This is a genomic window from Roseovarius nitratireducens (genome assembly GCF_002925845.1).
In the GTDB taxonomy this organism is placed as follows: Bacteria; Pseudomonadota; Alphaproteobacteria; order Rhodobacterales; family Rhodobacteraceae; genus Roseovarius; species Roseovarius nitratireducens.
On sequence record NZ_PDNI01000089.1, the window covers coordinates 1 to 25,522 of the forward strand.

Here is a 25,522-nt window from a genome sequence, read left to right on the forward strand (position 1 = left end):
CTGGTGATTCTTGTCGTTCTGGTTCTGACCGGACGTCTTTGACCGATGGGGTGGCGCGCGGCGTCAGGGCCGTCGCACCGAGTTGCCCCCATTCAGAATTCCGTTGATCAGTACAGCCACCGCAGCGTGCAGTGCATCGTCGTCGCCTGCCGGTGCATTTTCATGCGCGGCGGCCGCATCCTTGAGAATGCCGACGATCTCTTTCTCGGGCAGGATATCGTGATCATTCATGGCAAGCAGCAACGACTCGCAAATCGCCAGGGCGGCTGTTCCGGCAGTGTCGTTGTAAAGGGGCATGTCTGCTTCACTTTCCAATCTGAAAAAAGGGCCAACCGATCAGGTTGGAACGTCTTGTGAGTATAGGCGTTAACCAAAGACTCGGACTGATGCAGAGCAGCCTGAAAGACCTTTTCCGGTCAGTTGCATCAGCGAGAAAACCTTTCAGAACCACTCTGGTGTAAAAATGCTAATGACCAAGGAAAGCCCGTTGACCCGAAAACTCTCGGCCTTCGTCGCCCTGTCGGAGGTCGATCTCGATACGCTGGCGCGGTTTCACCGACGCCGCCGCACCTTTTTGCCGGGGCACGAGATGATCCATGAGGGGCAACCGAACGCCTCCGCCTTCATCCTGGCCGAGGGCTGGGCGCTGTCTTACAAGATTCTGCCCGATGGCGAGCGGCAGATCGTGGATGTCCAGATTCCGGGCGATTTCCTGGGGCTGCGCAGCGTGCTGTTCCGCACCGCCGATCACAGCATCGAAGCCGCCACGCGCATCGAGGCGTCCGAGGTTCTCGCCTCGGATATTCTCGATGCCTTCGCGCATGCGCCGCGGCTGGCCACCGCCGTTCTCTGGGCGGCCTCGCGGGACGAGGCGATGGTGGTGGAACATCTGGTCAATATCGGTCGCCGCTCGGCCGAGGAACGCATGGCGCATTTCCTGCTCGAACTCGGGGCGCGGCTGATGCTCGTGGGGCTGGGGGACAAGACCGGCTATGCCTGTCCGTTGACCCAGTATCACCTGGCCGACGCCCTCGGGCTAAGCGCCGTGCACGTGAACCGGGTTCTGCGTCATCTGCGCGATGACGGTCTCGTTACCTTCCAGAAGGGGCAGGTGGTCTTCGACGATATCGACCGGCTGAGCGAGCTGGCGGGGTTTGACACGGGCTACCTCGATCAGGACGGACCGGTCCTGCGCTGACGCGCCGCCCCGGCAGGTCCTGCCGGGAGTGGGCAAAACTTGGGGGTCATGCAGCGGCCCTGCGGTACGCGCCAGTTAACCTGCCATCGAGAACAGCGGTCCGGATAACTGCGACCCGGTGAGCCCCCTTTGGTGACCACCTCATGCGGCGGCGCTTACCCATACGAGTATTCCCGATGTCGTCCACGCAGCCCTCTGCCCGGGACGAAGAGATCGGAAAACCACTTCGGTGTCGCCAGCCATAATAGGTCAGGTTATCCATGTTATTCGCAAGATATGTGTAGAGTTCTCGACACCGCACTTGCACTCTTGTGACCGCGTCACGCACCGCAGGATCATCTTTGCAGAGCCGCACACAATCGACCATCAACCATTGGAGATTGGTAGCGGCGGTTCGGATTTTCCCGTGCCACAGGTACCATCGCAGTGTTTTTGCCGGACGCTTGAACAGCTCTGGAATTGCGGAGAAATTTCTGGTTTTCAAAAGACCCTGATACGTACTTTCATCGTCAACCCTCCTGTCGTGACAACAGGAGACTAGGTCGCTCTCGTTCTGAAACCCCAGAACTTTTCCACTCCCCTCGGCAACCTTCGACCGGCTTCTGGCCGGAACAGCATGAACCGGGCGAGAAGCTCTGCATCGATCCGGTCTGTCTTTGCCTGCGTGCCGGGGGAGAGGGCAAAAGCCTTGATCTGTGCCTGGGGCAGTTGCGTCGCATCGATCCCTGCCGCAACAAGCGCAACTCAAAGCTCCCATTCATGGCCACCCGCGGCCTCAAACCCAAGCTTGACCGGGCCTGGCATGTTCCGGATCGTCGCGATCAGCTGATCATGGCCCTCTGCTGAGTTCGCAAATCGGAACCTTCGCTCGTCGGCAAAAGCAAACCCGTCGCCCGCCGCCATTGCGAAGAAATCGCTCGTGATCATTCGGCAGCGTGGATCGTCGGTTACACGGGGTGCTCCACGAGGAGACCGGCCTGTTGTGGTCTTCGCCATGCTCGTCTTGAGCGAGGTCTCGTCGATGAAACCGATGCGTGGCAACAGGTTCACCATGAACGGCTGACGTCGTGTGATCCAGGTATGGCGTGCGCGCCAGACCTCAGGCCGCTTTTGCTCGACGGCCTGGAGGTCTTTTTCTATGTGTCAGGCTGAGACTGCGGAGGGTCCGTCAATCCGATACGCAATGGACCGTCATCGGGTGCTCATCGGCAATTTCCAGAGCCAGATCATCCAGCGTGAGATCAGGCTTGGCTGCCATCCGTGCCGCGATCCAGCCCCGCAGTCGGCCCAGCTTACCATGACTGCCGCCATTGCCCTGTCGTCGCGGCTCCAGTCTGCCCGTCTCGCGCTTCAGCATCACTATGTCGTTGACGAACTTCAGCGAAACCCGGAACCGAGCGGCGGCAGCGCGGTGCGAATAACCGTCCTCCACAAACGCGACAACCTGTTCACGAAGTGCCGTAGGATGTGGCTCGCCCATCTCATACCCCCCATATCTGCCCTACAGACAGGGAATCACAGACCAAGCCTCATGGGAATCCTGAATCGGAAAGGTCGCAACACGCTCTGGCTTTTTCACGTTGCGGGATCTTGAGACATCACGGCGCCATTCAAAAAAACAACTTGACAGAATCATGATTCTACAAACAGTCTGGTCGGTATGTCTAATCTTGTCAAACAGCCTCGTAGAACCCAGACAGAGCGTAGCGATCGCACCCGCAGGCTTTTGCACGAGGCGACGATCGCCCTTCTGATGGAGGTCGGCTACTCCAATACAACGTCTCTTGGTATCGCCAAGCGGGCTGGAGTATCGCGCGGCGCACAAACACATCACTACCCTGAAAAAATCGACCTTATCGTTGCGGCAACCGAGGACATGTTCGATGCGTTCGCGGAGGGCCTTTCGAAGCAGGCGACCGAGTTGCGCTCCGGCACGCTGAGTCTTGACGACTTTCTAGCTCGTGTTTGGATGCGCATGCTTGAAGGCGATTGGTTCTACGCCTCGCTCGAGATCATCGTTGCTGCCCGTGGAGACGAGGAACTGCGTCGCCGGCTTCAACCAGCCATTTTTTCCCTTCATAGCCGGTTTGAGTCCATCTGGCGCGAAACATTCGCACCAACACCTGGCTCTGATTTGGATCCGGCGGTGGTAATGAACATCGTGATGAACATGTGTCGCGGCATGGCGGTTCAGGCTGTGCTTCGTCCTGACAGAGACTTTCTGCACGACATGCTGAAAGTCATGGCCGTTCTGCTTCGTGAAAGGGTCAAGCCGATAGTAGAGTAACGGTTTTTAGAGTTAAAAAAACAGACTGGTTTGTTCACAACCAGCAAGAACGAAAAACGAAGCCCAACAGACAGGAGATTAAAAAATGAGGACGAGCCTCAAAATGATTGCCGCTCTCGTCATGGCAGGCTTACCTGCCACTGCCCAGAACGTGCCCGGCGTAACCGATGATAGCATCTCCATAGGAGTAATGGGGCCCTTCTCCGGAAACGCCTCATCCTACAGCAAGGCGATGGTCGGAATGATGGCCTATTACGACAAGGTGAATGCTGAAGGTGGAGTGCATGGGCGCAAACTCATCGCGACGCCAGAAGATACCGCCTGCGATCCGAACAAGGGCTTGGCCGCGGCCAAGAAGCTCATCCACCAGGACGCGGTCTTCATGCTTCATGGGAATTCCTGCTCCGGTGTCGCGGTTGCCATCCGGCCGGTTGTCGAAGAGGCGGGTTTGCCCTGGCTTGTCGCCCATGCCGTCAGCGACTCCATCTCGAAGCCCTTGGCACGAAATATCTTCCACGGTGTGCCGACCGGATCCGCCAATGGACGCGCGATGGCGCGGTTCGTGCTCTCGAAGCCTGACACCGAACGCGTCGCGATCATCGAGCACTCGAACGACTGGGCCCATAGCTATTCGAACCCGGCGCGAGAATACCTGTCCGAGAATGGCGTGACCCCGGTTGCTGAACTGACCATGGAGCGCGGACAGACCGATGCGACGGCGCAAATCCTCAAGCTGCGTGAAGCGAAGCCGGATTTCATCATCGCGGCGATCTACGAAGCAGAAACTGCGATCTTCCTGCGCGATCTCAAGAAATACGGGCTTGGCGACATTCCCGTCATGGGCACGGCTGGCACGGACCTTGAAAACACGCTCAAGCGTGTTGGCGATTTCGAAACGGTGAAGAACTACTTCGTGATCCACTCTTATGTCGACAACCTCGACGGACCCGAGCTTCAGCCGGTTCGCGATATTCTGGCGGAATACGCACCCAACGAAGAGCTATCGACCTTTAGCTTCGTTTCCATCGGCTCCGCCAAGGCGCTTGTCGCCGCGCTCGAAGCTGCTGGTCCGGATCTGACACGCGACAAACTGATCTCGGCCATGGAGGGAATCGAGAATTTTGAAACAGGCGTGTTGTCAGAGCCGATCACCTGGAGTGCGACGGACCACCAGGGGGTGAAAGGATCAGCCGTCGCAGGTTTCGTAGATGGCAAGCCCACAGTGCTGCGTGCGTGGAACACGCCCTACTAGACCATCCCAATCAGGGCCGGAGGCCATGGGTCTCCGGCCGACTTCCACGGAGTTCCGGATATGTTCATGCAACTCACGATCAGTGGGATCTCTCAGGGTGCTATCTATGCACTGATCGCTCTGTCGCTCACTGTCGTCTACCGATCGACCACGATCGTCAATTTTGGACATGGTGATTTCGTCATGGCAGGCGCCTTCCTGAGCTATGTGCTTGTGGTTTTGCTTGGTGTGGCGTTTGTCCCGGCAGCGATGCTGGCAGTGATTGCCATGTTTCTCCTGGGCCTTGCCTTCAGTCGCGGCCTGATCCGCCCAATTCGTGGCGGGCCACATATCGGCTTTGCCTTGATGTGCATTTCGGCAGGCTACGTCTTTCGCGGCATCGCGCGTATTGTCTGGGGCCGCGAAGTTCTCCCGATGCCGCGCGTCTTCGACATGGACCCGATCTTCGTTGGCGATCTGATTATCACCGGCGATGCGGTTTTCATCCTGTCCACCACAGGGATCATGCTCGCGGTGTTCTTCGGCGTGCTTGCACTTACCGATATCGGAAAGATGGTGCAGGCGGTTTACCAATCGGCACGCGGGGCCCAGTTGATCGGCATCAATGTCGACCGCTTCAATGACTTCACATGGGGCATCGGCGCCGCCTTGGGCGCGATCGGCGGCATTCTCATAGCACCGATTTCGCTCCTGCATCCCGACTTGGGTGCCAGCTTTCTGATCAAGGGCTTCGCAGCCATGACGCTCGGCGGTTTCGGCTCGCTCTACGGCGCGGTTCTGGGCGCCCTGCTGCTGGGGCTCAGCGAACAGTATGCTGGTGCCTACATCGACTCCGCGCTGATCGACATCACAGCCTATCTCGTTATCGTCTTCGTCCTGTTCCTGCGGCCACAAGGCCTGTTCGGGCGCAAAACAATCGTGAAGGTGTGATCCAATGATGCCAACACCTTCACAACTCCGCCTGCGCACTGCCCTTTTCTGGGCGGTTCCCCTGCTGCTCTTGCTTCTGCCGCTGAGCACGAACGCCTACGTGCAGTTCATTGCCAACAGCATTGTAATCTTCGCGTTGGTCGCTCTGGGCTTCAATTTCGTGATTGGCAATCTCGGCCAGCTCGCGTTTGCTAACACCGCCCTGTTCGGCTTGGGTGCCTACGGTTCGGCGATTTTGGTCAACAGCTTTGGCCTCCCCTGGATCCTGTCTATCCCCCTGGCCGGGTTTGCCGGTGCGGCAGGCGGCTTCTTGGCCTCGGCAGCCGCCCTGCGCGGCATCCGTTTCTACTACCTTGCGATCATCACACTGGCCTTTGGAGAGCTGATGCGCTGGCTCTACGTTCACGGCACATCCATTACGGGTGGCACCGATGGCATGAGCCTTCCGGCGCAATCTCTTTTCGGGGTCTCTCTCGTTGGCGACCATGCCAAATTCTATGTGTTCCTCGCTGTCGCCGTCCTGCTTTTCAAGGCCACCCTGAACCTCTTGCGCTCGCGTGTCGGCCGGTCGGTCATGGCCGTCCGGGAGAACGAGGTGGCCACCGCCTCGCTCGGGATTCCGACGGCGCGGATAATCGTTTTTGCCTTCATGTGGTCGGGCTTCGTAGTCGGTTGCGCAGGCGCGCTCTTTGCCCTCCATACCAGTTACGTCTTTCCTGAAAGCTTCGGGATGCTCCACCTGATCGTAAGCTTCGCAATGGTCCTGGTCGGCGGCTTGGGCTCGGTGATCGGAGCGGTCCTCGGAGCAGCAACCCTGACCGTCCTTCCCGAATACCTGAGAAGCTTTCCCGGCATGGAGGAACTCTTCTTCGGCCTCATTGTCATAGGCGTGCTTCTGGCGCTGCCCGACGGGCTGGCGAGCCTGCTCCGCAAGGTATCGCCAATCTTTTTCGAACGTTATTACAGGGAGTAAAACCATGCCCCCCCTACTCGAAGTCGAGGCTCTCGATGTCAGCTTTGCGGGTCTGCACGCCCTGCGCGATGTCTCGCTAACGCTGGCACCCGGACAGATCATGGCTGTGATCGGCCCCAATGGGGCCGGAAAGACGACGCTCTTCAATGCTATCTCAGGCTATGTCCGCCCGAGCGGTGGCAGCGTGCGGCTCAAGGGACATGACGTAGCCCATCTTTCCCCGCACAGTATCGCCGAGCATGGTATCCGAAGGACATTCCAGAACGGCGGCCTGTTCCCGGCACTGACAGTGCTGGAGAACGTTCTGACCGGGCTGCACGCCCAAACCGAGGGTTCCATTCTCGACGTGATCCTTGGACGCAAGCGGGCGTTGGCGTCCGAGCTCGAAATGATTGCCAGGTCACGCGATCTGCTGGCGTTGATGCAGATGGACCATATGGCGGATACACGCGCAGCAGATCTCTCCGGCGGGCAACAGCGTATTGTGGAGATTGTCCGCACCGTTGCCTCTGAGCCACCTGTGCTTTTGCTGGACGAGCCTGCCGTAGGTCTGTCGCCACTCGCACGTGACCAGATGATGGACATCATCAAGCGAATGGCGGGCGAAAAAGGCGTTGGCATTCTCTTGATCGAACATGCGGTGGAACTGGTCATGGCTGGGGCCGACCGGATCATGGTGATGGCGGCCGGCCAGCGCATCGCCGAAGGAACCCCTGCCGAAATCCGCGAAGACCGCGCCGTGCTGGAGGCTTACCTTGGACATGCCTGAGACATTGATGACAATCCGCGACCTCGACGTCGCCTATGGCAAGAAACCGATCTTGCGTGGTGCCAGCTACGACATTCTGAAAGGTGAGTGCCTTACTCTTCTAGGTGCAAATGGTTCGGGTAAGTCCACGTCACTTAATGCGATCTGTGGTTTTGTGAGGCCAGTTTCCGGATCAGTAAAACTCGGTGATCAAGAACTTGCGGGACTCGCCCCGCACCAAATCTTTTCACATGGCGTGGCGCAGGTCAGTCAAGGTCGCGACCTCTTCCCGGATCTCTCGGTTGAAGACAACCTCCGCCTCGGCGCCATGCAGCGTGGCAGCAAGTCCGCTTCGTCGACCTTGGACAGCGTTTACAAGCGTTTTCCACGCTTGGCAGAGCGCCGCAAGCAACCCACCAGAACGCTCTCGGGCGGCGAGCAACAGATGGTCGCCGTTGGCCGAGCGCTCATGTCCCAGCCGCGATTGCTACTCCTCGACGAACCCTCCGGCGGCCTGTCTCCCGAGTTCTGCGAAGAGATCGCTGTGCTCATGGATGGGCTAAAGGCCGAGGGCGTAACGCTGCTGATGGTCGAGCAAAACCTGAAATTGGCCTTCCGGGCCGCAGATCGCTTCATCGTGTTGCGTGACGGTGCCGTTGTCGATGGCGGTGACGTCAAGGCGATGGAGCACGACCACGACGCAATCATCAAGAATATCTACCTCTAAGGATGGAAAGAACATGACCAAGAGCAATCTCCATGAAGATTTGATCGTCTTTGATGGACTGATAATTTCGAATTGGGGCGCAGACGTCTTTAATCAGATGCGCAAAGGCGGTCTGACGGCTGCTAATTGCACCTGTTCCGTATGGGAGAATTTTCGGGACACGATGCTTAACATCGGTGCGTGGAACGGCATGTTTTCCAAGCATCGCGATCAGATCACAAAAGCTGTTTCTGTCGATGACATTCGCCGCGCCAAAGCGGATGGCAAGACGGCGATCGTGCTGGGCTTTCAAAATACTACCGCCTTTGAGGATCGGGTGGAATTCGTCGAATTGTTCAAGCAACAGGGCGTGGGCATCGTGCAGATGACCTACAACACTCAGAACCTCGTCGGCAGCGGTTGTTATGAAAGCACCGATAGCGGTCTTTCAGACTTCGGCCATGACATCGTTGCCGAAATGAACCGCGTCGGTATGCTCTGCGATCTATCGCATGTTGGCCCCAAGACGTCGGAAGATGTGATCCGAGCCTCAAATCGCCCCGTCGCCTACAGCCATTGTCTGCCGCACGGTCTCAAGGCGCACCCCCGCAACAAGACCGATGAACAACTGCGCTTGATCGCCGATCATGATGGGTTTGTCGGCGTCACCATGTTTCCCCCTTTCCTTCCACGCGGCAATGACTCGAGCGTCGACGATTATGTCAGCGCAATCGACTATATCGTGAATCTCGTGGGCGAAGACCGTGTTGGATTCGGCACCGACTTCACCGTGGGCTATGACAAAACCTTCTTTGAGTATCTCAACCGTGATAAGGGCACCGGTCGTCAATTGACTGAGATCTGGAACGTCGAGTTCCCCGATGGTCTAGAGAGCATCGCCGACTTCCCCAACCTCACCGCCGCTATGGCACGCGCCGGCTGGTCGGAGGGCAAGATCCGCAAAGTTATGGGGGAGAACTGGTTGTCTGTGCTCGATCGCGTCTGGTAACACTGGGCTTTATCAGGGCAGCCGTGCATTGAGGCTGCCCTAGATGTTCAGCCCCACGGTTTGAAGGTGTGGTCCTTTCGCCAAAATCGACCACGCTTTCGATGGTGGCCTCTTTCAAAAGGTATTCGCGCAGGGGCTTGCCCGAACCAGTCTTGAAGAAGGTGTTTGAGGAAATGTAGCCCAACCGCCCGCCCGGTTTCAGCAGGCGCAGGCCGCGTTCATAGAAATAGCAGTAGAGATCAGCCCGATCGGAAACGACCTCATAGCGCTTTTCCAGATAGGGTTTCAGCAGCTTCAGGAATTCCATCCGCACATAGGGCGGATTGCCCAGGACCACGTCGAAACCGCCTTCGGCAAAGACGCCGGGGAAGGCCGTTTCCCAGGTGAAGGCGTGATCGAGATAGGCGAAGTTGCTGTCCTCGATCAGGCTGTCACCGACGCGGATGCTGCCCGATAGGCTGTCCAAAACCTTGCCGCGCCGCGCGGTCTTGATCCAGAGCGACAGCTTGGTGATCTCGATGCTTTCCTCGTTCACTTCCACGCCAAAGAGGTTGTCGGTCAGAATTTCGCTGTCCGGGACATAGTCGAGCAGATCGCCAAAATGTTCGGCCTTGGGCAGCAGGTCTTTGATCTTGTCGTTCACGCGCGTCAATTCGGCCTTCATGAAGTCGAAGGCCATGATCAGGAACACACCGGAGCCACAGGCGGGATCAACAATGCGCAAGGATTTCATGCGATCGCGATAGGCTTGCCAAGCTTCCAACTCGGCCGATTTTCTTCGCCAGGGGATGTTTTCATAGTCGGTGACATCCGCGCCCTTTTTGGCATGGTCCCGCAGGATGCCTTCGAAGATTTCCTTGAGGTGCGTGCTCAGGGTTTCGGCCACGATGAAGCGCGCGATGTAGTCGGGGGTATAGACCACCCCGTCACGCTTGCGACGCCCGCTTGTGCCGGTGGTCTTCTCGGGCTCTTCTTCTTCGCCGCGCGCGATCGCTTGCAGGCGTTCCACGTCCGCGATGGACTGTTCAAAGATGTGGCCCAGGACGGTGACCGAGACTTCGGAGGCGAAGTCATACCCGCCCAGGGTCTTGAACCCTTCGCAGATATCATCGGGTATGGTCAGCCCATTGATCACCGCGTCTTCGCGGAACAGGCCCCCGTTGTACCGCGGGATTTTCAGCTCGTTGTTGCCCACGTCGATCGCGCGGAACAGCCCTTTGAAATTGTCCCAGACGGGGCGGGGATTGTAAGCGTCACGGGCGACAAACGCATTTTCCAGTGTGTTGTCGGGTAGCAGGCCGGTGTCTTCGGCAAAGGCGATGAACAGCACCCGATCGAGGATCTTCTGCGCGAGGGCAATCGCATCGAGGGGCGCGATCGAGGCATCGGCTTTTTGGACAGCGCTCAGGAGCTTGAGGCGCAGGTCCTTGTAGTCCTGATACAGGCTGTCGGTGATGTCCTTGTCTTCGCGGCAGCTTTCTTTCAGCATATCAGCCGTGCGGCCAGACAGCAGGTTTTCTGCCGACAGGAGCAGCATGAAGCGCGCGTATTCTTCCGGGTCTGTCAGCTGGTCGAGGCGGAACTCCTCATAGGCCGAGGTGCCCTCCCCAAAGCCGTAGAAACGCAGCTCGATCATGTTTGAGACCAGCACCCATTTCACGCCGCGCGCGTTCATGGCGTATTCCCACGCCTGTTGAACTGGGCTCTTGTTCCGGCCCGGCATGATTGCATCGAGGTCGCGGGTATCCGCGCCTTTCAGCTCGAACGGTGCCACGATGTCAGGCGTCTTGCCGCCAAAGCGGCCAAGCGCCAGATCGACGCTGCCGCGCAGAATATTTTGTTCGGTTGAGACGTTGTAATCTGCCCCGCCAGCCGGGCCGTGGTAGCCGAGAACACCTTCAACGATCTTGGAGGCGAACTGCCCATGCAGGGCGGTTTCCTTCAGGCGTTCAATCCGGCCCGAGCTGATCAACTCTGCCCAGGCTTCCAGCGCAGCTAGATGGTCTGACGGGATCGGATCAGCTTTGATGTGGCGCTTCAGGGTCTTACGGTTGAACAAATTCATTAATTAATGGTCTTTCTTGATGCCGCCGCCCCATGGCAGCGAAACATAGAGATCGCGCATGAGAGCAAAGCGCTCGTCAAAGGGCGGCAGATCACCAATTTCAAGGGCGAGCGTTTCCCATTCGGCCTGGGCGCGTTGTTTGATTTCCGGGTCATCCATGGACTCTGGCTTTGCCTCGATCCCACGGTTGCGACATTTCTCGATCAACGTGGTCAGGATGGCAGTCTTGTCAGCGTCGCTGAATTCATGCTCGCCAATCAGAAATGCAATGTCGTACACGTCCTGTCGCCGGTTGCGGTTGCGTATGGGTTGCTGAAGCAGCGCACGGAATTTTTCAGCGACAAGCTCATGAATGGTGAACGCGCGCACCGCCACACCGGCCCCGTGCAGGTTCAGCTCCTGAAAAGCATAAACCTGATCGCGGAAGCTGATCTCGACATCGAGCACCCGGCTTGCTTTGCCGTCCGCCAGCCGGGCCTCTTCACCTGTGCCGCGCTTGGCGGAGCCAATGCGGACCCGGAGCGCGGGGAATTCGTGATCTTCAAAATTCTGGGCGCGAGGCATCCTCTTCACCGATTGCACTCGGCAGAGAAGGTCAGGATAGCCGAGTTTGATCGCGGTTCTGGGCAAAATTTCATTCAGCTCGGTGGTGATCTTTTCCGTCAGGTCGGCGGGTTCTGCCATCGAGGTGAAGTCCACATCCCCTGTGACCCGATTGCTTTTGAAAGCCAGGGCCATGACCGCCCCGCCCTTCAAAACGAGTGTTTTTGATAGTGAAGGGGCCAGACCGATTGCCCCCAAGACAATCTCCGTAACTTGCCGATCTCGATAGAGCGTTGGGTTTACACGCGCGGCCTCGACCCATGCACGAACATCGACATCGACGATGTCGAATTTGCTATCTTGAGCGTGGGGGTCGTTGTCAGACATTTATTGAAATCATCCAGCGTTCTGAGAATTCAGGGGCGTATTCGGCGTCAGGGTCGAGTTTGCGCGATCCGCCCCGTTGAGCAAACTGCTCCCAGTTGTGCAGCGCTGGATCATCTATGTCCATGACTTCAGACAGAATATAGCCTGCGCGGACTTTTGCGATCTTGCTGTCGAGAAGATTAATTGCGGCAATAATCTCGGGCACCCACTGATCCGCCTCGTTCTCCCAAACATCGAGAACATGGCGCATGCCCCCACAAAGCTGCGGCTCGGCAAGCATGTCAGCGAAGGTTTGGCCAATCGAAGTGATCCGCGTCTCCTCACCACTGACGGGGGATGGTGTCCACGGGTGGCTTGATACATGCACCACGATCGGGCGGCGACGGATCGTGTCCTTGAAGCCAGGCCTGTTCAGAACGGGCGCTTCAATTTGGTCCAGATCGGGCAGGTCTTCACGAAGACGTTCATCCCGGAGCGCATTCCACAGGGGTCTTTTAGGGGTTGTCAGATGCAGCGCCTGTGGGCTGCGATCAGTAAGGCCATAGCGCTGCATGGCTGACAAATGCGAGACGTAGGCAAAGGGATCAGCGATGCAGGCGACCTCTTCCGCCGATCCAGCTCTCGTTGATTGCGTGACACGCCACACGCCCGAGCGGAAGTCAGAGTCCATGACAAGCGCCTTCCGAGCCTCAAGGCGTCGTAGCGCATTTTTGGCGCGTGTCTGATCCCAGTCGTGGGGGAGGCGCTTCAACGGCTCGCCGTTCAGCGCCTTTTTGTGAAACAGATGGTAGCCCAGAACGAAGAATTCGTAGAAGGTTATGACCGGCAAGTCCTTGTCAGTTATAGCTTTTTCGATACCTTCGGTAAAATTCATCCGCCATCCTTACCCATATGTCCTCAGGACATATGGGTAAGGATGGCGTTATGTCAAGAGCAACTATCATCGCATGCCATTTAGCATATTAGACGCGACTGGGATATCTGTATGTCCTTAGGACATACAGATATCCCAGTCAGATGTAAATAACAACTTCAAATTCACCCAAACATCGCCAACTGCTGAGGCTCCACCCAGTAGCCGCGCTGACGCTTGGACGCTTCCAGTGTGATCAAAGCCGCGACCGCCTGGTTTTCATCCGCAAACCAATCCATCCGAACCTGACCGCCCTGCCCGATCCGGCCCCATTCCCGGTAGAGCGTCCATTCGCCAAACAGGTTCGGCAAGACGGCCATCCGGTAGAACCGGGCGACGTTCTTCGCAGGCTGGCGCTTTTCGAGATAGGTCTGCATGGGCTCAGAGTGATACTTGCGCGCGATTTCCAAGGCTTCGGCCTGTTCGGTGCCAATATATTCTTTGGTACTTTCGATGCTGGCGTGACCGAGCAACAACTGAGCCGCGCACAGGTTGCCGGTTTGCTGGTAGATATGGGTCGGGAAGGTCCGGCGCAACGAATGCAGGCCATAAAGGCTGGGATTGAGGCGCGCCTTTTCCAGCCATGAAACTGAAAATGGCCGCGTGAATTCTACGAATGCACCCCGTTAAAAATGGGGAGATTACCCCGTCGCCAGAAGACCTTGGCCGTGAACATTCCCTACCGGGGTTCCAAGGGACCGCTGGACCTCTTGGTAGATAGCACGGGTATCAAGGTCGAGGGAGAAGGCGAGTGGCATGCGCGCAAGCATGGCGGGTCGAAACGCCGCGTCTGGCGCAAGATACACCTCGGGATCGACGAGCAAACATTGGAGGTCCGGGCCGTCGAGGTCACTGGTAGCCATATCGGAGACTCGCCGATGCTTCCCGAACTGCTTGATCAAATCCCGGCCGATCAGGAGGTCGGAAGTGTCACGGCAGATGGTGCCTACGACACGCGCAAATGCCACGATGCCATCGCCGACCGCGGGGTGCATGCCGTCGTTCCACCGCGCAGGAACGCCAAACCCTGGAAGGCCAGTCACCAGCACCAAGGGTGCCGTGGCGCGCAACGAGTCCCTGCGGGCCTCGAAATACCTCGGTCGTGCGATCTGGCGACGATGGAGCGGATACCACCGCTGGAGCCGCGTCGAGACCAAGATGCATTGTATGAACCAAAGGTCCGCGAAGCGAAATTGCTGGGGCAGCGGCTCATGGCGAGAGACTTCGACCGCCAGATCGCAGAAATCCATGTCCGCATCGCCGTCCTCAACGGCTACACCGCGCTCGGCATACCCATCACTGAGCCCGTAGGATAAGTTCGTCTGGGGAAAGGGGAACTCCGTTCTTCAGACGATTTGTGCAACAGAGTCCAATGAGACCGTTATGGCACGCTCAATGCCGACGGTGGGGGCATCCATCGCACGGGTTCAGTACTGGCGTAGGCGCTTTGGGTGCCTGGATATTGTGGAAAACGCCAGGCAATGTTACCGACGACATCATGAAGGACTCTGAATGACACCGTTCAGGTTCTGAGAAGATGGCGGACTTCCTTAAGGACGGCGCGGCTGTCCATCGCGCCACTCAATAATCCGGTCGCCGATTTCATAGACGCGAAGGGCAACTTGCGGGGCGACGGCCATGTAGAGTGGAGCGGGTGCCAGCGGTTCAAGTGGCAGAGCGAGATCACCCTCGGCTTTGTCGTTCGCCCAGTCGGATAGAATTTTGCCCACCATGTAACCTGTGGGCACGCCGCGCCCCGAAAGCCCCGTAACTGCGACCGCGCCTTCGTCCAGACGATAGAGGCGCGGAATGGTTCGCTGCTGCATGTCGAGCTCTCCGGTCCAGATACACTCCCACTCGAACGGCTCGGGCAGACCCGGATGATGGAACCGGAGCCGACGCGTCATCAGGTCGAGCATGCCCGCGCGGCTCTGACGCAGGCGGGGAAACATCGAGGCGACGATCCGGCCGAATGCATCGCGTTTGTAGACCAGGATATTGCCGCGACCGTCATGGGCGGTCACATTCGCGGGCAGGACATCGGTCGCCTCGGGGACAGGCCTGGTCGCCGCTACCATGACACGCATGATGCGGAAGCTGCGATCAAGCCCTGGCCAGCCGCCACGCGTATAGGCACCGGTGGCAAAGATCACGCGATCGGTGTGAACTGTGCCTCCCCGCGTTCTGACCTGCCAGCGCGCGCCGTCCCGTACAGCACCTGTCACAGGCGTGTTCACGTAGATGCGCGCGCCATGTCCCCGCGCAGCACGACCCAGGCCGCGCGAAAGGCCCATCGGGTTGAGGTGTGCTCCGCCAGGATGCACCCAACCGCCATACTGCCCTTCCATTCCCGTCAGTGCGCGCACCTCGTCCGTGTCCGCGATCCGGGTGGACTGGCCAGCAGCGTTGTAGCTGTCCCGCCTGGTCTTGAGCGCTGTCAGTTTGCTGGGGCTGGATGCGCACATGACGTATCCGTTCTGGACCCATTCGCAGTCGATTCGGTGATCGCGCACAATCTCGCCGATGCGATCCGCGGCCTCAAGCTGAAGCGCGATGAGCCGGTCGGCCCGCCGCCCGCCGAGCATGTCCCGCAGGTGTTCGAGCGAGTGGTGGTGGAACGTCGGCGTGCAGTGGCCCGCATTGCGCCCGGAACCACCGAAGCCGATTTCCTCTGCCTCGAGCAGGACGACCTTCCGGCCCTGTCGGGCGAGGGTGAGCGCGGTGTGCAAGCCGCAATATCCACCACCCACGATGCAGACCTCGCAGTCTTCGTCACCCTGCAAGGCCTGCGTGGTCTCCGATGCCGGTGCGGTACGCGGCCAGAGGACATCCCCGATGGGCGAAAAGCGCACCATGCGGGTCACGTCCCCGTCGCCGCGGCAAGCATGAGATCGTCGCGAATGCAAGCAGCGCGGTGACCGGGCCCGACCTCGCGCAGCACTGGCACGCCTTCGGCACAGGCATCGAGCGCATAGGGGCACCGTGTGCGGAATGGGCAGCCCGAGGGCGGATTGACCGCGCTGGGGATGTCCCCCTCGAGAACGATACGCTTCTTCCGGTCGCGCGCCTCGGGTGTCGGTGCCGCAGACAACAGAGCCTCCGTATAGGGATGATGGGGCTCAGAAAAGAGCGCGCGGGTCGGGGCGATCTCGACAATACGACCAAGATACATGACAGCGACATGGTCGGACACATGCCCCACCACGGCCAGATCGTGCGTGATGAAGAGCATTGTAAGCTGCATTTCGCGCTGCAGCTTTGCAAAGAGGTTGAGCACCTGCGCCTGCACGGAAACATCGAGGGCCGATACGACCTCGTCCGCCATGATGAAGTCGGGACGCACCATCAGCGCGCGCGCGATGCCGATGCGCTGGCGTTGGCCGCCCGAGAATTCATGCGGGAAGCGGTCGATGTAGCGGGCCGGCAGGCCGACGGTTTCCAGCATCTCCCCCGCCCGGTCGCGCCGCGCCTGTCGCGACAAACCGGGTTCGTGAAAGCGCAGCGGAACCGAGAGCGTGTTCGCCACGCTCATTCGGGGATTGAGGCTGCTGAATGGGTCCTGGAACACCATCTGCATCCGTCGGCGCACCGCCTTCATCTCTTCGGACCCTGCCCGCGCGATGTCGAGGCCGTCGAATTTCAGGCTGCCGGAGGTCGGGGTCTCGAGCCCCATGACCGCGCGACCGAACGTCGACTTGCCCGATCCGCTCTCGCCCACCAGTCCCAGAACGGAACGTCGGCCGATGTCGATCGTGATGCCGTCAACGGCCCGCACCACGAGGTTCGATCCGCCGAACAGGCCCCGGCGAAGCGGAAAATGCTGCTTGAGCTCGATGGTTTCGATGAGAGGAGTGTCGGCGGTCATGTCTCGCGTCCCTCGCCGATTTGTCTCCAGCGCTTGCAGCGCACCATGTGCCCGCCGCCTGCGTCCTCTATGGACGGGGGCGACGTGTCGCACAGCCCCTCCTGCATGTAGGCACAGCGCGGGTGAAAGGAGCAGCCCTGCGGCAGGGCGGCGGGATCGGGCACAAAACCCTCGATGGTCTTCAGATCACCCAGTTTCAGCCCCGCGGTTTCAAGCCGCGGGACCGCGTTCATAAGGCCGATCGTATAGGGCATGAGCGGATCGCTCAGGACGGTCTCGGTTCGCCCCTCCTCGACCGTCTGGCCGGCATACATGACGATGGTGCGATCGGCGATGTCCGCCACCACGCCGAAGTCATGGGTGATGAAAAGCATGGCCATGCCCGTGTCTTTCTGCAGGCGGCGCAAAAGGTCGAGGATCTGGGCTTGCACCGTCACGTCGAGCGCCGTCGTGGGTTCGTCCGCGATAAGGATGTCCGGCTCCAGCGCAAGCGCGATGGCGATCATGATCCGCTGACGCATTCCGCCCGACAATTCGTGCGGATACGTGCCCAAACGCTCCTGCGGATCGGGAATGCCCACCTGCTCCAGCAACTCGACCGCGCGCGTCCGCGCCTTGGCGCGCGATACGCGGCGATGGCTTCGAATGGCTTCGACGATCTGGTCGCCAATGGTATGGACCGGGTTGAGCGAGGTGAGCGGCTCCTGAAATATCATCGCGATCCGGTCGCCCCTGAGCCGCCGCATCCGGGATTCCGGCAGGCCGAGAAGTTCTATGTCACCGTCACCGTCGCCGCCGTGCAGAACGATCCGGCCCGTTGTGCGGGATTGTGGCGGCGGTGGGAGCAGGCCCATTATGCCGAGACTGGTCACCGACTTTCCCGAACCGCTTTCCCCCACGAGGGCCAGTGTCTGGCCCGCCTCGAGCGAAAAACTGACATCGCGCACGACGGTGAAATCCTGCCCCTCGGAGCGGAACCCTATCCCCAGGTTTTCGACACTCAGAACGCGGCTCATTGCAAGTCGCTTCTGGCGTCGAGCGCGTCGCGCAGCCCGTCGCCGATAAAGTTGAAACTGGTCACCGCCAGCGTGATCGCCACACCCGGCACGATCGCAAGCCAGGGCGCGGTGTCGAGGAACTGCTGCGCGTTATTGAGCATGTTGCCCCAACTGGGGAGGGGCGGTTGAATGCCGTAGCCGAGGAAGCTGACATAGGCCTCGATCAGGATGGCGCGCGCGACGGTCAGGGTCGCGGCGACGATGATCGGCCCGATCGTGTTCGGCAAAAGCTCGCGGAACATGATCCATGTGTGCGACGCGCCGCTGACCCTGGCAGCGGTGACGAAATCCCGCTCACGCAGCGACCGTATCTCGGCCGAGACGATGCGCGCGATTTCCATCCAACTGGTCAGGGCAATGATGATCGTGATCATCAGGGCATTGGGCTCAAGGAAGGCCGCCAGCACCAGAAGGAGAAATATCTGGGGGAAACACAGCACCGCGTCGGTAAAGCGCATCAGCACGGTACCGATGACCTTGCCGAAGTACCCTGCGACAAGGCCGATGACCGCTCCCAGAAACGTCGAGAGCACCATGGCCGCGATACCCACCATGAGTGATACGCGCCCGGCCATGAAAAGCCGTGCGGCCAGATCGCGCCCCATCGCGTCAGTGCCGAGCAGATAGGTCTCGCTGCCGGGCGGCGAGAAACGATCACGGATATGGATGTCAAGCATGCCGTGCGGCAGCATCCAGGGCCCGACAACGCAAAGCAGCGCGATCGCGCTGATCATCACCAGCCCGGCGATCGCGAGCCGGTGTCGGACGAAGCGGCGGACAGGCCGCGACGTGATCCAGCGGCGCTCCTTGGCGGCCATGGCAGGGGGCGCAGTGTTCATCGACATCACTCGAGCCTCACACGCGGATCGACGCCGGCCACGAGAAGATCGGCGATCAGGTTGCCCAAAAGCACGAACATGGCCGTGAACATCAGCACGCCCATTACGACCGGGTAGTCATTGTAGCCGAGGCTGTCGAGAAACAGGCGCCCGATACCGGGCCAGGTGAAAACGGTTTCCGTCACCAGCGCCCCCGAGAGCAGCGTGGGAAGTTGGATACCGGTGAGCGTGATCATCGGAATGAGCGCGTTCCGGAGGATATGCACATAGAGCACGCGTCGGCGTGTCAGACCCTTGGCCCGTGCCGTGCGCACGAAATCCTGGCCGACCACGTCAAGGATCGACGATCGCATGTAGCGCGACCAGATCGCGACCTGAACGAGGGCAAGAACCACCGAGGGCATGATCAGGTGTTCGGCGTAGTCGAGAAAGCTCTCGTCGCCGATGGTATACATGTTGCCCGAAGGCAGCCAGCCCAGCCGCAGGGAAAAGACGTAGATCGCCACAAGCCCGAACCAGAATGTGGGGATCGACAGCGCGACCATCGCGCCAACGGTCGCGAGGTAGTCATAGGCCGAGTAGCGCCGCATCGCTCCCAGCACGCCTACAAGCGTGCCCAGACCCACCGACAGGATGGTCGAGGTCAGGATCAGCAGCAGCGTGGCGAACAGATGCCCGAAAATGATATCGAGGACTGCGCGCCCGTCGCGGAAACTCTCGCCCCAGTCAGCCGTGACGAACCGGGCCGCCCAATCGAGATATTGCACTGGCAGCGGGCGGTTGAGGCCCATGCGTTCGGCAATCTTCTCGAGTTCGGCCTGGCTCATTCCCGGCGAGAGCGCGAATTGCGACAGCGGCCCGCCGGGCGCGAGGTGCAGGATCATGAACCCAATCACCGACACGAGAAACAGCAAGAGCAGGCTGTGAGCCAGTCGATATGTCAGAAACCTCAGCATGGCCGCACCTCACGGATTGCGCGGCCCGGGATTTTGGTCCGGGCCGCGCGGTGCGCCGGGATCAGGCCCAGCGCCATTCGTTCAGGTTCCAGGTCTCGATGCGGACGTTCACGTTCGGGTCGAACCCCTCGAGACCGGTCTTGTGGCCCCGCAGGTTGGCATACTGGAACATCGGCAGGAAGGGCATGTCCTCGTGAACGAGGCGCTGGATTTCGTCATAGACCTCCTTGCGCTTCTCAGGCACGAACATGCGCCCGCCCTGCTCGAGAAGCTCGTCCACCCGTTCGTTCTCGTACTGCCAGGTGTTCTGACCCGCGCCGCCCTGGGCGCTGATGCTCGAGGAATGCAGATAGTTCGAGACATCCGGATCGGGTCCGGTGGTGAACGTGATGCCGACCATGACACTGTCGAATTGCGACATCATCCAGTACTCGCCCCACATCACTGCCGGCGGCAGGTTTGAAATCTCCATCTCGACACCGATCGAGGCATAGGTCTCCTGGATCAACTGTTGGGCCTGCTCACGCACGTTGTTGCCCGCCGTGGTTGAGTTCTTGAAGGCGAGACGCACCCCGTCCTTCTCGCGCACGCCGTCAGCCCCGGGCAACCAGCCTGCCTCGTCCAGGACCTGGGCTGCCTTCTCGGGATCGAACTCGGCCTCAGGCAGCTTTTCGTTGTAGTAATATGACTCCCTCGGCAGGAAGCTCTCGGTCTTCTCGGGGATGCCGTAGTAGAGGGCTTCGACGATCGTCTCGCGGTCAAGCGCCAGAGACAGGGCACGGCGCACTTCGGGGTCCTGGAACAGCGGGTTGCCCATGTTGAAGGTAATCGACTCGACTGCGGAGGAGGGCGCGATCACGATCTCCCGGTCTGGGATTTGCTGGGCCTGCTCGTAGCGGTCGGGCTGGATGCCCTGAAGGCCGATCACATCGATGTCGCCGGTCCGGAACTGCGTGTAGAGCACCGTCATGTCCGGGATATAGCGGAAAATCGCCTGTTCCAGGTGCGGGCCTTCGCCAAAGTAATCCTTGTTCGCGTTGAGCAGGATGTAGTTGCCTGCCACCCGTTCCCCGAAGCTGAAAGGCCCGGTTCCGATTGGATTGCTGCGGAAGTCCGTCTGGTTCGGGTTCTCGGCATCGGCCAATGCATGCGCGGGGACGATGAACGTCCACGACAGAATTGCGGGGTAAGGCGCAAACGGTTCGGCCATCTCCCATGTCAGCTCGTGGTCGTTCACGATCCGGATGTTCCGGACAAGCTCGTGTCCGTTGCGGCGCATGGCGTTGAAGTCCGGGTTCTGGTTCAGTTCTATGGTGAACTTGACATCCTCGGCGGTGAACGGCTCGCCGTCATGCCATGTCACGTCATCGCGCAGCTTGACGCGCCAGTTAAGTCCGTCCTCGGAAATCCCGCCATTCTCCACCGTCGGCACCTCGCGCGCCAGCGAAGGCTGGAAATTCCCCTCGGTGTCCACGATGAACAGCGGGTCGAACAGGTTGAAGTGAATGCCTTCATCGACCTCGATATGCGGCATGTGCGGGTGCATGACCGTGGGCTCTTGCGAAAAGCCGATCACGACCTGGCCCGAGGCCTCCTGCGCGGCAAGCCGCCCGACCGCAGCATTGGACATCAAGAGTGTCATACCTGCCGCCCCGGTCCTGAGCAGGGTGCGGCGGTTCATACGGTTTGTATTCCTTATCGTCATCTTACCTCTCCTTGTTGGGTGGGTGATTGTTTCTCTGCTTCTTGGCCCCTCAGAAACCTTCATCCGGGGCGATCCGGCTTCCATCGGTGAAACGCGAAAACCGGAATTCCCTGGCATCGACGCGCGGCGTGCGGTTCAGGACGATGTCGGCCATGAGTCCGCCCGCGGCCGGGCCGATACCGAAGCCATGGCCCGAGAACCCGCTTGCGATATGCAGACCCGGCGTGGACTCCACAGCCGAAATCACCGGAATAGCATCGGGCGTCACGTCGATGCAGCCCGCCCACCTTTGCGCGACCGGCACATTCCTCAGCGCCGGGAAAGCGTTGCCGACATGATCCATCAACCGTCCAACCATGCGTGGCGAAGGAGCCGGGTCAAAGACGCGGTCGCGCTCGAACGGGGTTTCCTCGTCGGCCCGCCATGACCTCGCGCGCATCGCCTCGTGCAGAAACCGTTTGCCAATGCGAAAATGCAATTCCCGGTGCTGCATCCGCAGGGCCGCGAGATACTTCAGGCCATACCGGATCGAGTTCGGCACGATATCGACGGTCGTACCTGCTCCGCGCGACACGGTATAGCCGCCGTCCTCGCGCTTGCGGATCGCGAAATCGTCGGTCCAGATTGCGTGGTCCGGCCCGCCTTCGGCCGGCTCCGTCCTGATCACGTGGCTCACGACGCCCAGCGACGGAAGGTCCACGCCCATATTGCCCAGAAACAGGTTGGACCAGGCCCCGCCCGCGACGACAACGGCATCGCAAGCTATGCGGCCCCGCTCGGTGACGACGCCGCTGACCCGGCCGGCCTCGGTTTCGACGACGCGCACCGCACAACCAGTCAGGATCGCGGCCCCCTTGTCGCGCGCCGCCTCGGCGATGGCCGGGGCCGCCTTCTGCGGCTCGGCCCTGCCGTCCTCGGGGGTGTATAGCGCGCCGACCCCCCCGATGCGGTCTGCATCAGGCGTCATCTCGTGAAGTTCCCGGGTGCCGAGCATTCGGCTCGTTATCTGGAACGGTTCGAGATGGCGTTGCCAGCGACGGTACTTCTCAAAGCGTTCCTCATCCTCACAGACGAACATGATCCCGGCGCTGCGATACCCCGTCGATCGGCCTGTGCGCGCATCCAGATTGCGCCACAGGCGGATCGCCTCGGCCATGAGCGGAACTTCTCGCGGATCACGTCGCGAGATGCGGACCCAGCCCCAGTTGCGGCTGGATTGCTCGTGTCCGATACCGCCCTTTTCGCAGATCGCGACCGAGTGGCCTGCCTCGGCCAGCTCCAGCGCCGTCGAGCACCCGATGATGCCGCCGCCGACGATCACCACATCGACCCGCGCCGGCAATTCTTGGTCGCCATGGACCGGAACAGGCGTCGGACCTGGCATCAGTAGAACTCCTCGAGCTGGCAGTTGACGCAAAGCTCCGCCACCGAAGCCGAGTTCGGCAGATCGAGAACGAGATCGACGAGACGGGCCACATCCCCGGGACGTGTCATGGTCTCGGGCGGCATATCGGTGATCGCACGAGCCATGTCGGTATCCACGAATCCGGGGCAGACTGCGGTCGCGCGTATCCCGTCGCGCCACCCCTTTTGGCGGATACCATGCGCCAGGGCGACGGCGGCGTGCTTTGTTATCGAGTAGGTGCCGCTCCCGGCGGTTTTCACCCGTTTGCCCGAAAGCGACGCAAGCAGTATGATGCGCCCGTTTCCTGCCTCGCGGAGCGCGGGCCAGGCGGCCTTAACGAGCCTGCGAGGAGACCTCAGGTTCACCTCAAGCATCCGGTCAACCGTGTCTTCGTCGACATCGATCACATCCCCGGGTTCCATGATCCCGGCACAGCAGATCACCGCGTCGATACGCCCGAACCTGCCCAGCGTATCGGAGACCCAAACGCGTTCGTCGCGCTCAAGCGCATCATGTCGTGCAACGTGGCATTGCGAAAACCGCGCACCGGCATCGTCGGGCCGCCGCATTCCGAGCGAAAGCTGCCAGCCGTTGTCGAGAAGCCGTCGAGCGACCGCGTTGCCGATGCCGCGGCTCGCGCCGGAAATGATCGCCGTGCGCCCGGTCATCCTGCCCGCTCCTTCCTGATCTTGACGTAGATATCGCGGGTGATGCGCAGCAGGTCCTCGCGGTCTTTCTCGGGTAAATCCGCGAAGAAATCTTCCGACTGCCGCTTGATGATCCTGCGCACCTCTTCGGCGAGGCTGTGGCCCTTGTCGGTGATGTAGAGACCAAACGCTCGCCGTTCGGCCGGCATCTCGCGCTTGGTGATCAGGTCGTGATCCAGAAGATGGGTGATGATCCTGCTGATACTGGGCCGGTCGCGCAATGTCGCCTCGGCAATGGCCGAAGCGCGGATGCCGGGATGGGAGTCGATCAACAGGAGCGCGGTGATCTTGCCGGTTCCACGGGCTACCGCCAGATCACCAAGCCGCGCGTCAAGATCGGTCGAAAGCGCGTAGTTCGCTGATCGCACGTAGAAGCTCAACAGACCATCGAGGCAGTCGAGGTCATCGACATCGAGCGATGTACGACCGATTTCGTCGGCGGGTCCGCCTTCTTCCAAAGGGTCACAACTAGGCATAGGAGCACGTAACGTTAAGTCAGTTGTGATTCGCAATCATTAATTTCAAAAGAACGAAGCTTCCCGTTGCACGCGGTTCTGATGATGTGACCGCCCCCCGACGGCATCAATGTAGCGACGCCGGACGTGTGTGGACGTGTGTGGACGCTCCCCTGAATGCAAGCGCTTTTGGGGCCGTTAGGGCATGTGATCAGGTGCGGTCGTGTGTCCGGCCTCGAAGTTGCGGCCTTTCATTCGCCGCGGGCCTGTATGGAGATATGCAGATCGGGTCCAGTTCGCTTACCCGCGCTCGACGGCGCATCGTCCGGAATAATGGTTCTCCCGATCCGGTCTCTTGACCGTTTGCCCTTACGTTCCTCTGTCCTGCTCACATTCTCGGCGACACCCCGGCGAGCTTGACCTATGCGGTCGCCATCGCCGGATCTCGATAATCCTCACCTTTGCGCATCAGCGCCCAGGCCGTGCGCGCCATGCGGTTGGCCAGAGCTATCGCGACCAACATCTTTGGCTTGCGCTCCAGCATCCGCGCGAGCCACGAGCCCTCTCGCGCACCTTTGCGGGCAGCCCACCGGACCACTGCGACAGCTCCGACGATCAGCAACCTTCGGATGTCGCGCTGACCCATCTTTGACGTCCTGCCAAGCCGTTCCTTGCCGCCGCTCGAATGCTGTCTCGGTGTAAGGCCGACCCAAGCTGCAAAATCCCGACCTTTCGAGAAGGTCTCCATCGGTGGCGCGAAGGTTGTGATCGCCGCCGCGGTGATCGGACCAACACCCGGAATCGTCGTCAGCCGCCGCGCGGTATCGTCGGAGCCCGCACGTCGGCGCAGTTCGGCATCCAGACCCGCGATCTTCCCGCTCAAATCTGCAATCTGGTTCAGAAGCAGGTGCGCGAGCTCCCGCACAGCCGCAGGCAAAGTCTCACCATCACCTTCGACAACCGCGGCGAGGCGGCCGATATGAGCAGGACCGACGGGCGCGACGATGCCCTGCTCGGCCAGATGAGCCCGCAGGGCATTGATTGTCTGCGTGCGCTGTCGAACCAAGAGATCGCGGGTGCGATACGTCATCTCTGCCGCCTGCTGGGCTTCGCTCTTTACCGCGACGAACCGCATGGTCGGACGCGATGCTGCTTCCGCAATCGCCTCCGCATCAGCCATGTCATTCTTCTGCCGCTTCACGAAGGGCTTCACGTAGGCGGGAGGGATCAGTTTGACGTCGTGGCCCAAATTGGCGATCATCCGGCCCCAGTGGTGAGCGCTCGCGCAAGCCTCCATCGCCACCACGCAAGGCGACAGCTTACTTAAAAACTTCAAAAGCTGCGCACGCGATAGCTTGCGCCGGAATACAACGGACCCGTCCGCTCCGGCACCATGCGCCTGGAACACGTTCTTGGCCAAATCCAGGCCAATGATGCTAACCTCTTTCATGGACGCTCTCCTCATAGCGGTGCTTCAACACCCGCTACCTTGGCACATTCGATGCCGCCGGGGGGCGTCCA

At 60.1% G+C, this 25,522-nt stretch carries 26 protein-coding genes and 1 pseudogene; 9 read left to right on the forward strand and 18 right to left on the reverse strand.

Going from position 1 to position 25,522, the window contains the following annotated elements; translation table 11 throughout:
- Positions 1–63: 63 nt before the first annotated feature.
- A complete protein-coding gene (locus tag CRJ03_RS19365) occupies positions 64–297 on the reverse strand; it encodes a hypothetical protein (protein ID WP_104020507.1) in 234 nt (77 codons plus the stop codon).
- Positions 298–463: 166 nt separating this feature from the next.
- Between CRJ03_RS19365 and CRJ03_RS19370 the strand changes: the two genes are divergently transcribed.
- The gene (locus tag CRJ03_RS19370) at positions 464–1,198 is read left to right on the forward strand and encodes a Crp/Fnr family transcriptional regulator (protein ID WP_104020508.1); all 735 of its coding nucleotides are present in this window, start codon (positions 464–466) and stop codon (positions 1,196–1,198) included.
- A 46-nt stretch (positions 1,199–1,244) separates the two neighbouring features.
- Here the strand turns inward: CRJ03_RS19370 and CRJ03_RS19375 are convergent.
- The 3 genes and pseudogenes from CRJ03_RS19375 to CRJ03_RS20395 form a co-directional block, all read right to left on the reverse strand.
- Positions 1,245–1,703 (reverse strand): annotated as a pseudogene (locus CRJ03_RS19375) (ISKra4 family transposase); the annotation flags it as partial.
- A 239-nt stretch (positions 1,704–1,942) separates the two neighbouring features.
- The gene (locus CRJ03_RS20185; protein WP_206018403.1) at positions 1,943–2,251 is read right to left on the reverse strand and encodes a hypothetical protein; all 309 of its coding nucleotides are present in this window, start codon (positions 2,249–2,251) and stop codon (positions 1,943–1,945) included.
- 115 nt (positions 2,252–2,366) lie between these two features.
- Positions 2,367–2,678 (reverse strand): COG3415 family protein, encoded by a 312-nt coding sequence (locus CRJ03_RS20395; protein ID WP_104020510.1) that lies wholly within the window; start codon positions 2,676–2,678, stop codon positions 2,367–2,369.
- A 180-nt stretch (positions 2,679–2,858) separates the two neighbouring features.
- Here CRJ03_RS20395 and CRJ03_RS19390 point away from each other — a divergent pair, with 180 nt between their 5' ends.
- The 7 genes from CRJ03_RS19390 (at position 2,859) to CRJ03_RS19420 (ending at position 9,103) form a co-directional block, all read left to right on the forward strand.
- On the forward strand, positions 2,859–3,485 hold the full coding sequence (locus CRJ03_RS19390) for a TetR/AcrR family transcriptional regulator (protein WP_104020511.1): 627 nt from the start codon (positions 2,859–2,861) through the stop codon (positions 3,483–3,485).
- 85 nt (positions 3,486–3,570) lie between these two features.
- Positions 3,571–4,737 carry an ABC transporter substrate-binding protein gene (locus CRJ03_RS19395; RefSeq protein ID WP_104020512.1) on the forward strand — a complete coding sequence of 389 codons (1,167 nt, stop codon included), beginning with the start codon at positions 3,571–3,573 and terminating at the stop codon, positions 4,735–4,737.
- Between the two features lie 66 nt (positions 4,738–4,803).
- On the forward strand, positions 4,804–5,667 hold the full coding sequence (locus CRJ03_RS19400) for a branched-chain amino acid ABC transporter permease (protein WP_240611728.1): 864 nt from the start codon (positions 4,804–4,806) through the stop codon (positions 5,665–5,667).
- Positions 5,668–5,671: 4 nt separating this feature from the next.
- The gene (locus CRJ03_RS19405) at positions 5,672–6,640 is read left to right on the forward strand and encodes a branched-chain amino acid ABC transporter permease (protein ID WP_104020514.1); all 969 of its coding nucleotides are present in this window, start codon (positions 5,672–5,674) and stop codon (positions 6,638–6,640) included.
- A 4-nt stretch (positions 6,641–6,644) separates the two neighbouring features.
- Positions 6,645–7,409 (forward strand): ABC transporter ATP-binding protein, encoded by a 765-nt coding sequence (locus CRJ03_RS19410; RefSeq protein ID WP_104020515.1) that lies wholly within the window; start codon positions 6,645–6,647, stop codon positions 7,407–7,409.
- Positions 7,402–8,115 (forward strand): ABC transporter ATP-binding protein, encoded by a 714-nt coding sequence (locus tag CRJ03_RS19415; RefSeq protein WP_240611731.1) that lies wholly within the window; start codon positions 7,402–7,404, stop codon positions 8,113–8,115. The genes CRJ03_RS19410 and CRJ03_RS19415 overlap by 8 nt, the downstream gene beginning before the upstream one ends.
- Before the next feature lie 13 nt (positions 8,116–8,128).
- A complete protein-coding gene (locus CRJ03_RS19420) occupies positions 8,129–9,103 on the forward strand; it encodes a dipeptidase (protein ID WP_104020517.1) in 975 nt (324 codons plus the stop codon).
- Here the strand turns inward: CRJ03_RS19420 and CRJ03_RS19425 are convergent.
- From CRJ03_RS19425 to CRJ03_RS19440, 4 genes are all read right to left on the reverse strand, one after another.
- Complete coding sequence (locus CRJ03_RS19425; protein ID WP_104020518.1) at positions 9,060–11,168, reverse strand: Eco57I restriction-modification methylase domain-containing protein; 2,109 nt, start codon at positions 11,166–11,168, stop codon at positions 9,060–9,062. The genes CRJ03_RS19420 and CRJ03_RS19425 overlap by 44 nt on opposite strands.
- 3 nt (positions 11,169–11,171) lie before the next feature.
- Entirely contained in the window at positions 11,172–12,098 is a 927-nt protein-coding gene (locus tag CRJ03_RS19430; RefSeq protein ID WP_104020519.1) for a nucleotidyl transferase AbiEii/AbiGii toxin family protein, read from the reverse strand.
- Positions 12,091–12,972: a type IV toxin-antitoxin system AbiEi family antitoxin domain-containing protein gene (locus CRJ03_RS19435; RefSeq protein WP_104020520.1), complete on the reverse strand. Its 882-nt coding sequence runs from the start codon at positions 12,970–12,972 to the stop codon at positions 12,091–12,093. The genes CRJ03_RS19430 and CRJ03_RS19435 overlap by 8 nt, the downstream gene beginning before the upstream one ends.
- Before the next feature lie 164 nt (positions 12,973–13,136).
- Complete coding sequence (locus CRJ03_RS19440) at positions 13,137–13,547, reverse strand: WGR domain-containing protein (protein WP_104020521.1); 411 nt, start codon at positions 13,545–13,547, stop codon at positions 13,137–13,139.
- 96 nt (positions 13,548–13,643) lie between these two features.
- Here CRJ03_RS19440 and CRJ03_RS19445 point away from each other — a divergent pair, with 96 nt between their 5' ends.
- Positions 13,644–14,327, forward strand: coding sequence for an IS5 family transposase (locus CRJ03_RS19445; protein WP_276308244.1), 684 nt, complete (start codon positions 13,644–13,646; stop codon positions 14,325–14,327).
- 234 nt (positions 14,328–14,561) lie between these two features.
- Here the strand turns inward: CRJ03_RS19445 and CRJ03_RS19450 are convergent, their stop codons facing one another.
- The 10 genes from CRJ03_RS19450 to CRJ03_RS19495 form a co-directional block, all read right to left on the reverse strand.
- Complete coding sequence (locus CRJ03_RS19450) at positions 14,562–15,866, reverse strand: NAD(P)/FAD-dependent oxidoreductase (protein ID WP_104020522.1); 1,305 nt, start codon at positions 15,864–15,866, stop codon at positions 14,562–14,564.
- Positions 15,867–15,871: 5 nt separating this feature from the next.
- Positions 15,872–16,876, reverse strand: a complete 1,005-nt coding sequence (locus CRJ03_RS19455) for an ABC transporter ATP-binding protein (protein ID WP_104020523.1) — start codon at positions 16,874–16,876, stop codon at positions 15,872–15,874.
- The gene (locus CRJ03_RS19460) at positions 16,873–17,892 is read right to left on the reverse strand and encodes an ABC transporter ATP-binding protein (protein WP_104020524.1); all 1,020 of its coding nucleotides are present in this window, start codon (positions 17,890–17,892) and stop codon (positions 16,873–16,875) included. The genes CRJ03_RS19455 and CRJ03_RS19460 overlap by 4 nt, the downstream gene beginning before the upstream one ends.
- On the reverse strand, positions 17,889–18,752 hold the full coding sequence (locus tag CRJ03_RS19465; protein ID WP_206018404.1) for an ABC transporter permease: 864 nt from the start codon (positions 18,750–18,752) through the stop codon (positions 17,889–17,891). The genes CRJ03_RS19460 and CRJ03_RS19465 overlap by 4 nt, the downstream gene beginning before the upstream one ends.
- Positions 18,753–18,778: 26 nt before the next feature.
- On the reverse strand, positions 18,779–19,729 hold the full coding sequence (locus CRJ03_RS19470) for an ABC transporter permease (RefSeq protein WP_104020526.1): 951 nt from the start codon (positions 19,727–19,729) through the stop codon (positions 18,779–18,781).
- A gap of 61 nt (positions 19,730–19,790) precedes the next feature.
- Entirely contained in the window at positions 19,791–21,410 is a 1,620-nt protein-coding gene (locus CRJ03_RS19475) for a peptide ABC transporter substrate-binding protein (protein ID WP_240611729.1), read from the reverse strand.
- A 73-nt stretch (positions 21,411–21,483) separates the two neighbouring features.
- Positions 21,484–22,818, reverse strand: a complete 1,335-nt coding sequence (locus tag CRJ03_RS19480; protein WP_104020528.1) for an NAD(P)/FAD-dependent oxidoreductase — start codon at positions 22,816–22,818, stop codon at positions 21,484–21,486.
- Positions 22,818–23,507, reverse strand: coding sequence for an SDR family NAD(P)-dependent oxidoreductase (locus CRJ03_RS19485; RefSeq protein ID WP_104020529.1), 690 nt, complete (start codon positions 23,505–23,507; stop codon positions 22,818–22,820). Before CRJ03_RS19485 ends, CRJ03_RS19480 begins: the two co-directional genes overlap by 1 nt.
- Positions 23,504–24,022 (reverse strand): MarR family winged helix-turn-helix transcriptional regulator, encoded by a 519-nt coding sequence (locus CRJ03_RS19490; RefSeq protein WP_104020530.1) that lies wholly within the window; start codon positions 24,020–24,022, stop codon positions 23,504–23,506. Before CRJ03_RS19490 ends, CRJ03_RS19485 begins: the two co-directional genes overlap by 4 nt.
- 400 nt (positions 24,023–24,422) lie before the next feature.
- A complete protein-coding gene (locus CRJ03_RS19495) occupies positions 24,423–25,451 on the reverse strand; it encodes an IS110 family RNA-guided transposase (RefSeq protein WP_104020531.1) in 1,029 nt (342 codons plus the stop codon).
- Positions 25,452–25,522 lie beyond the last annotated feature (71 nt).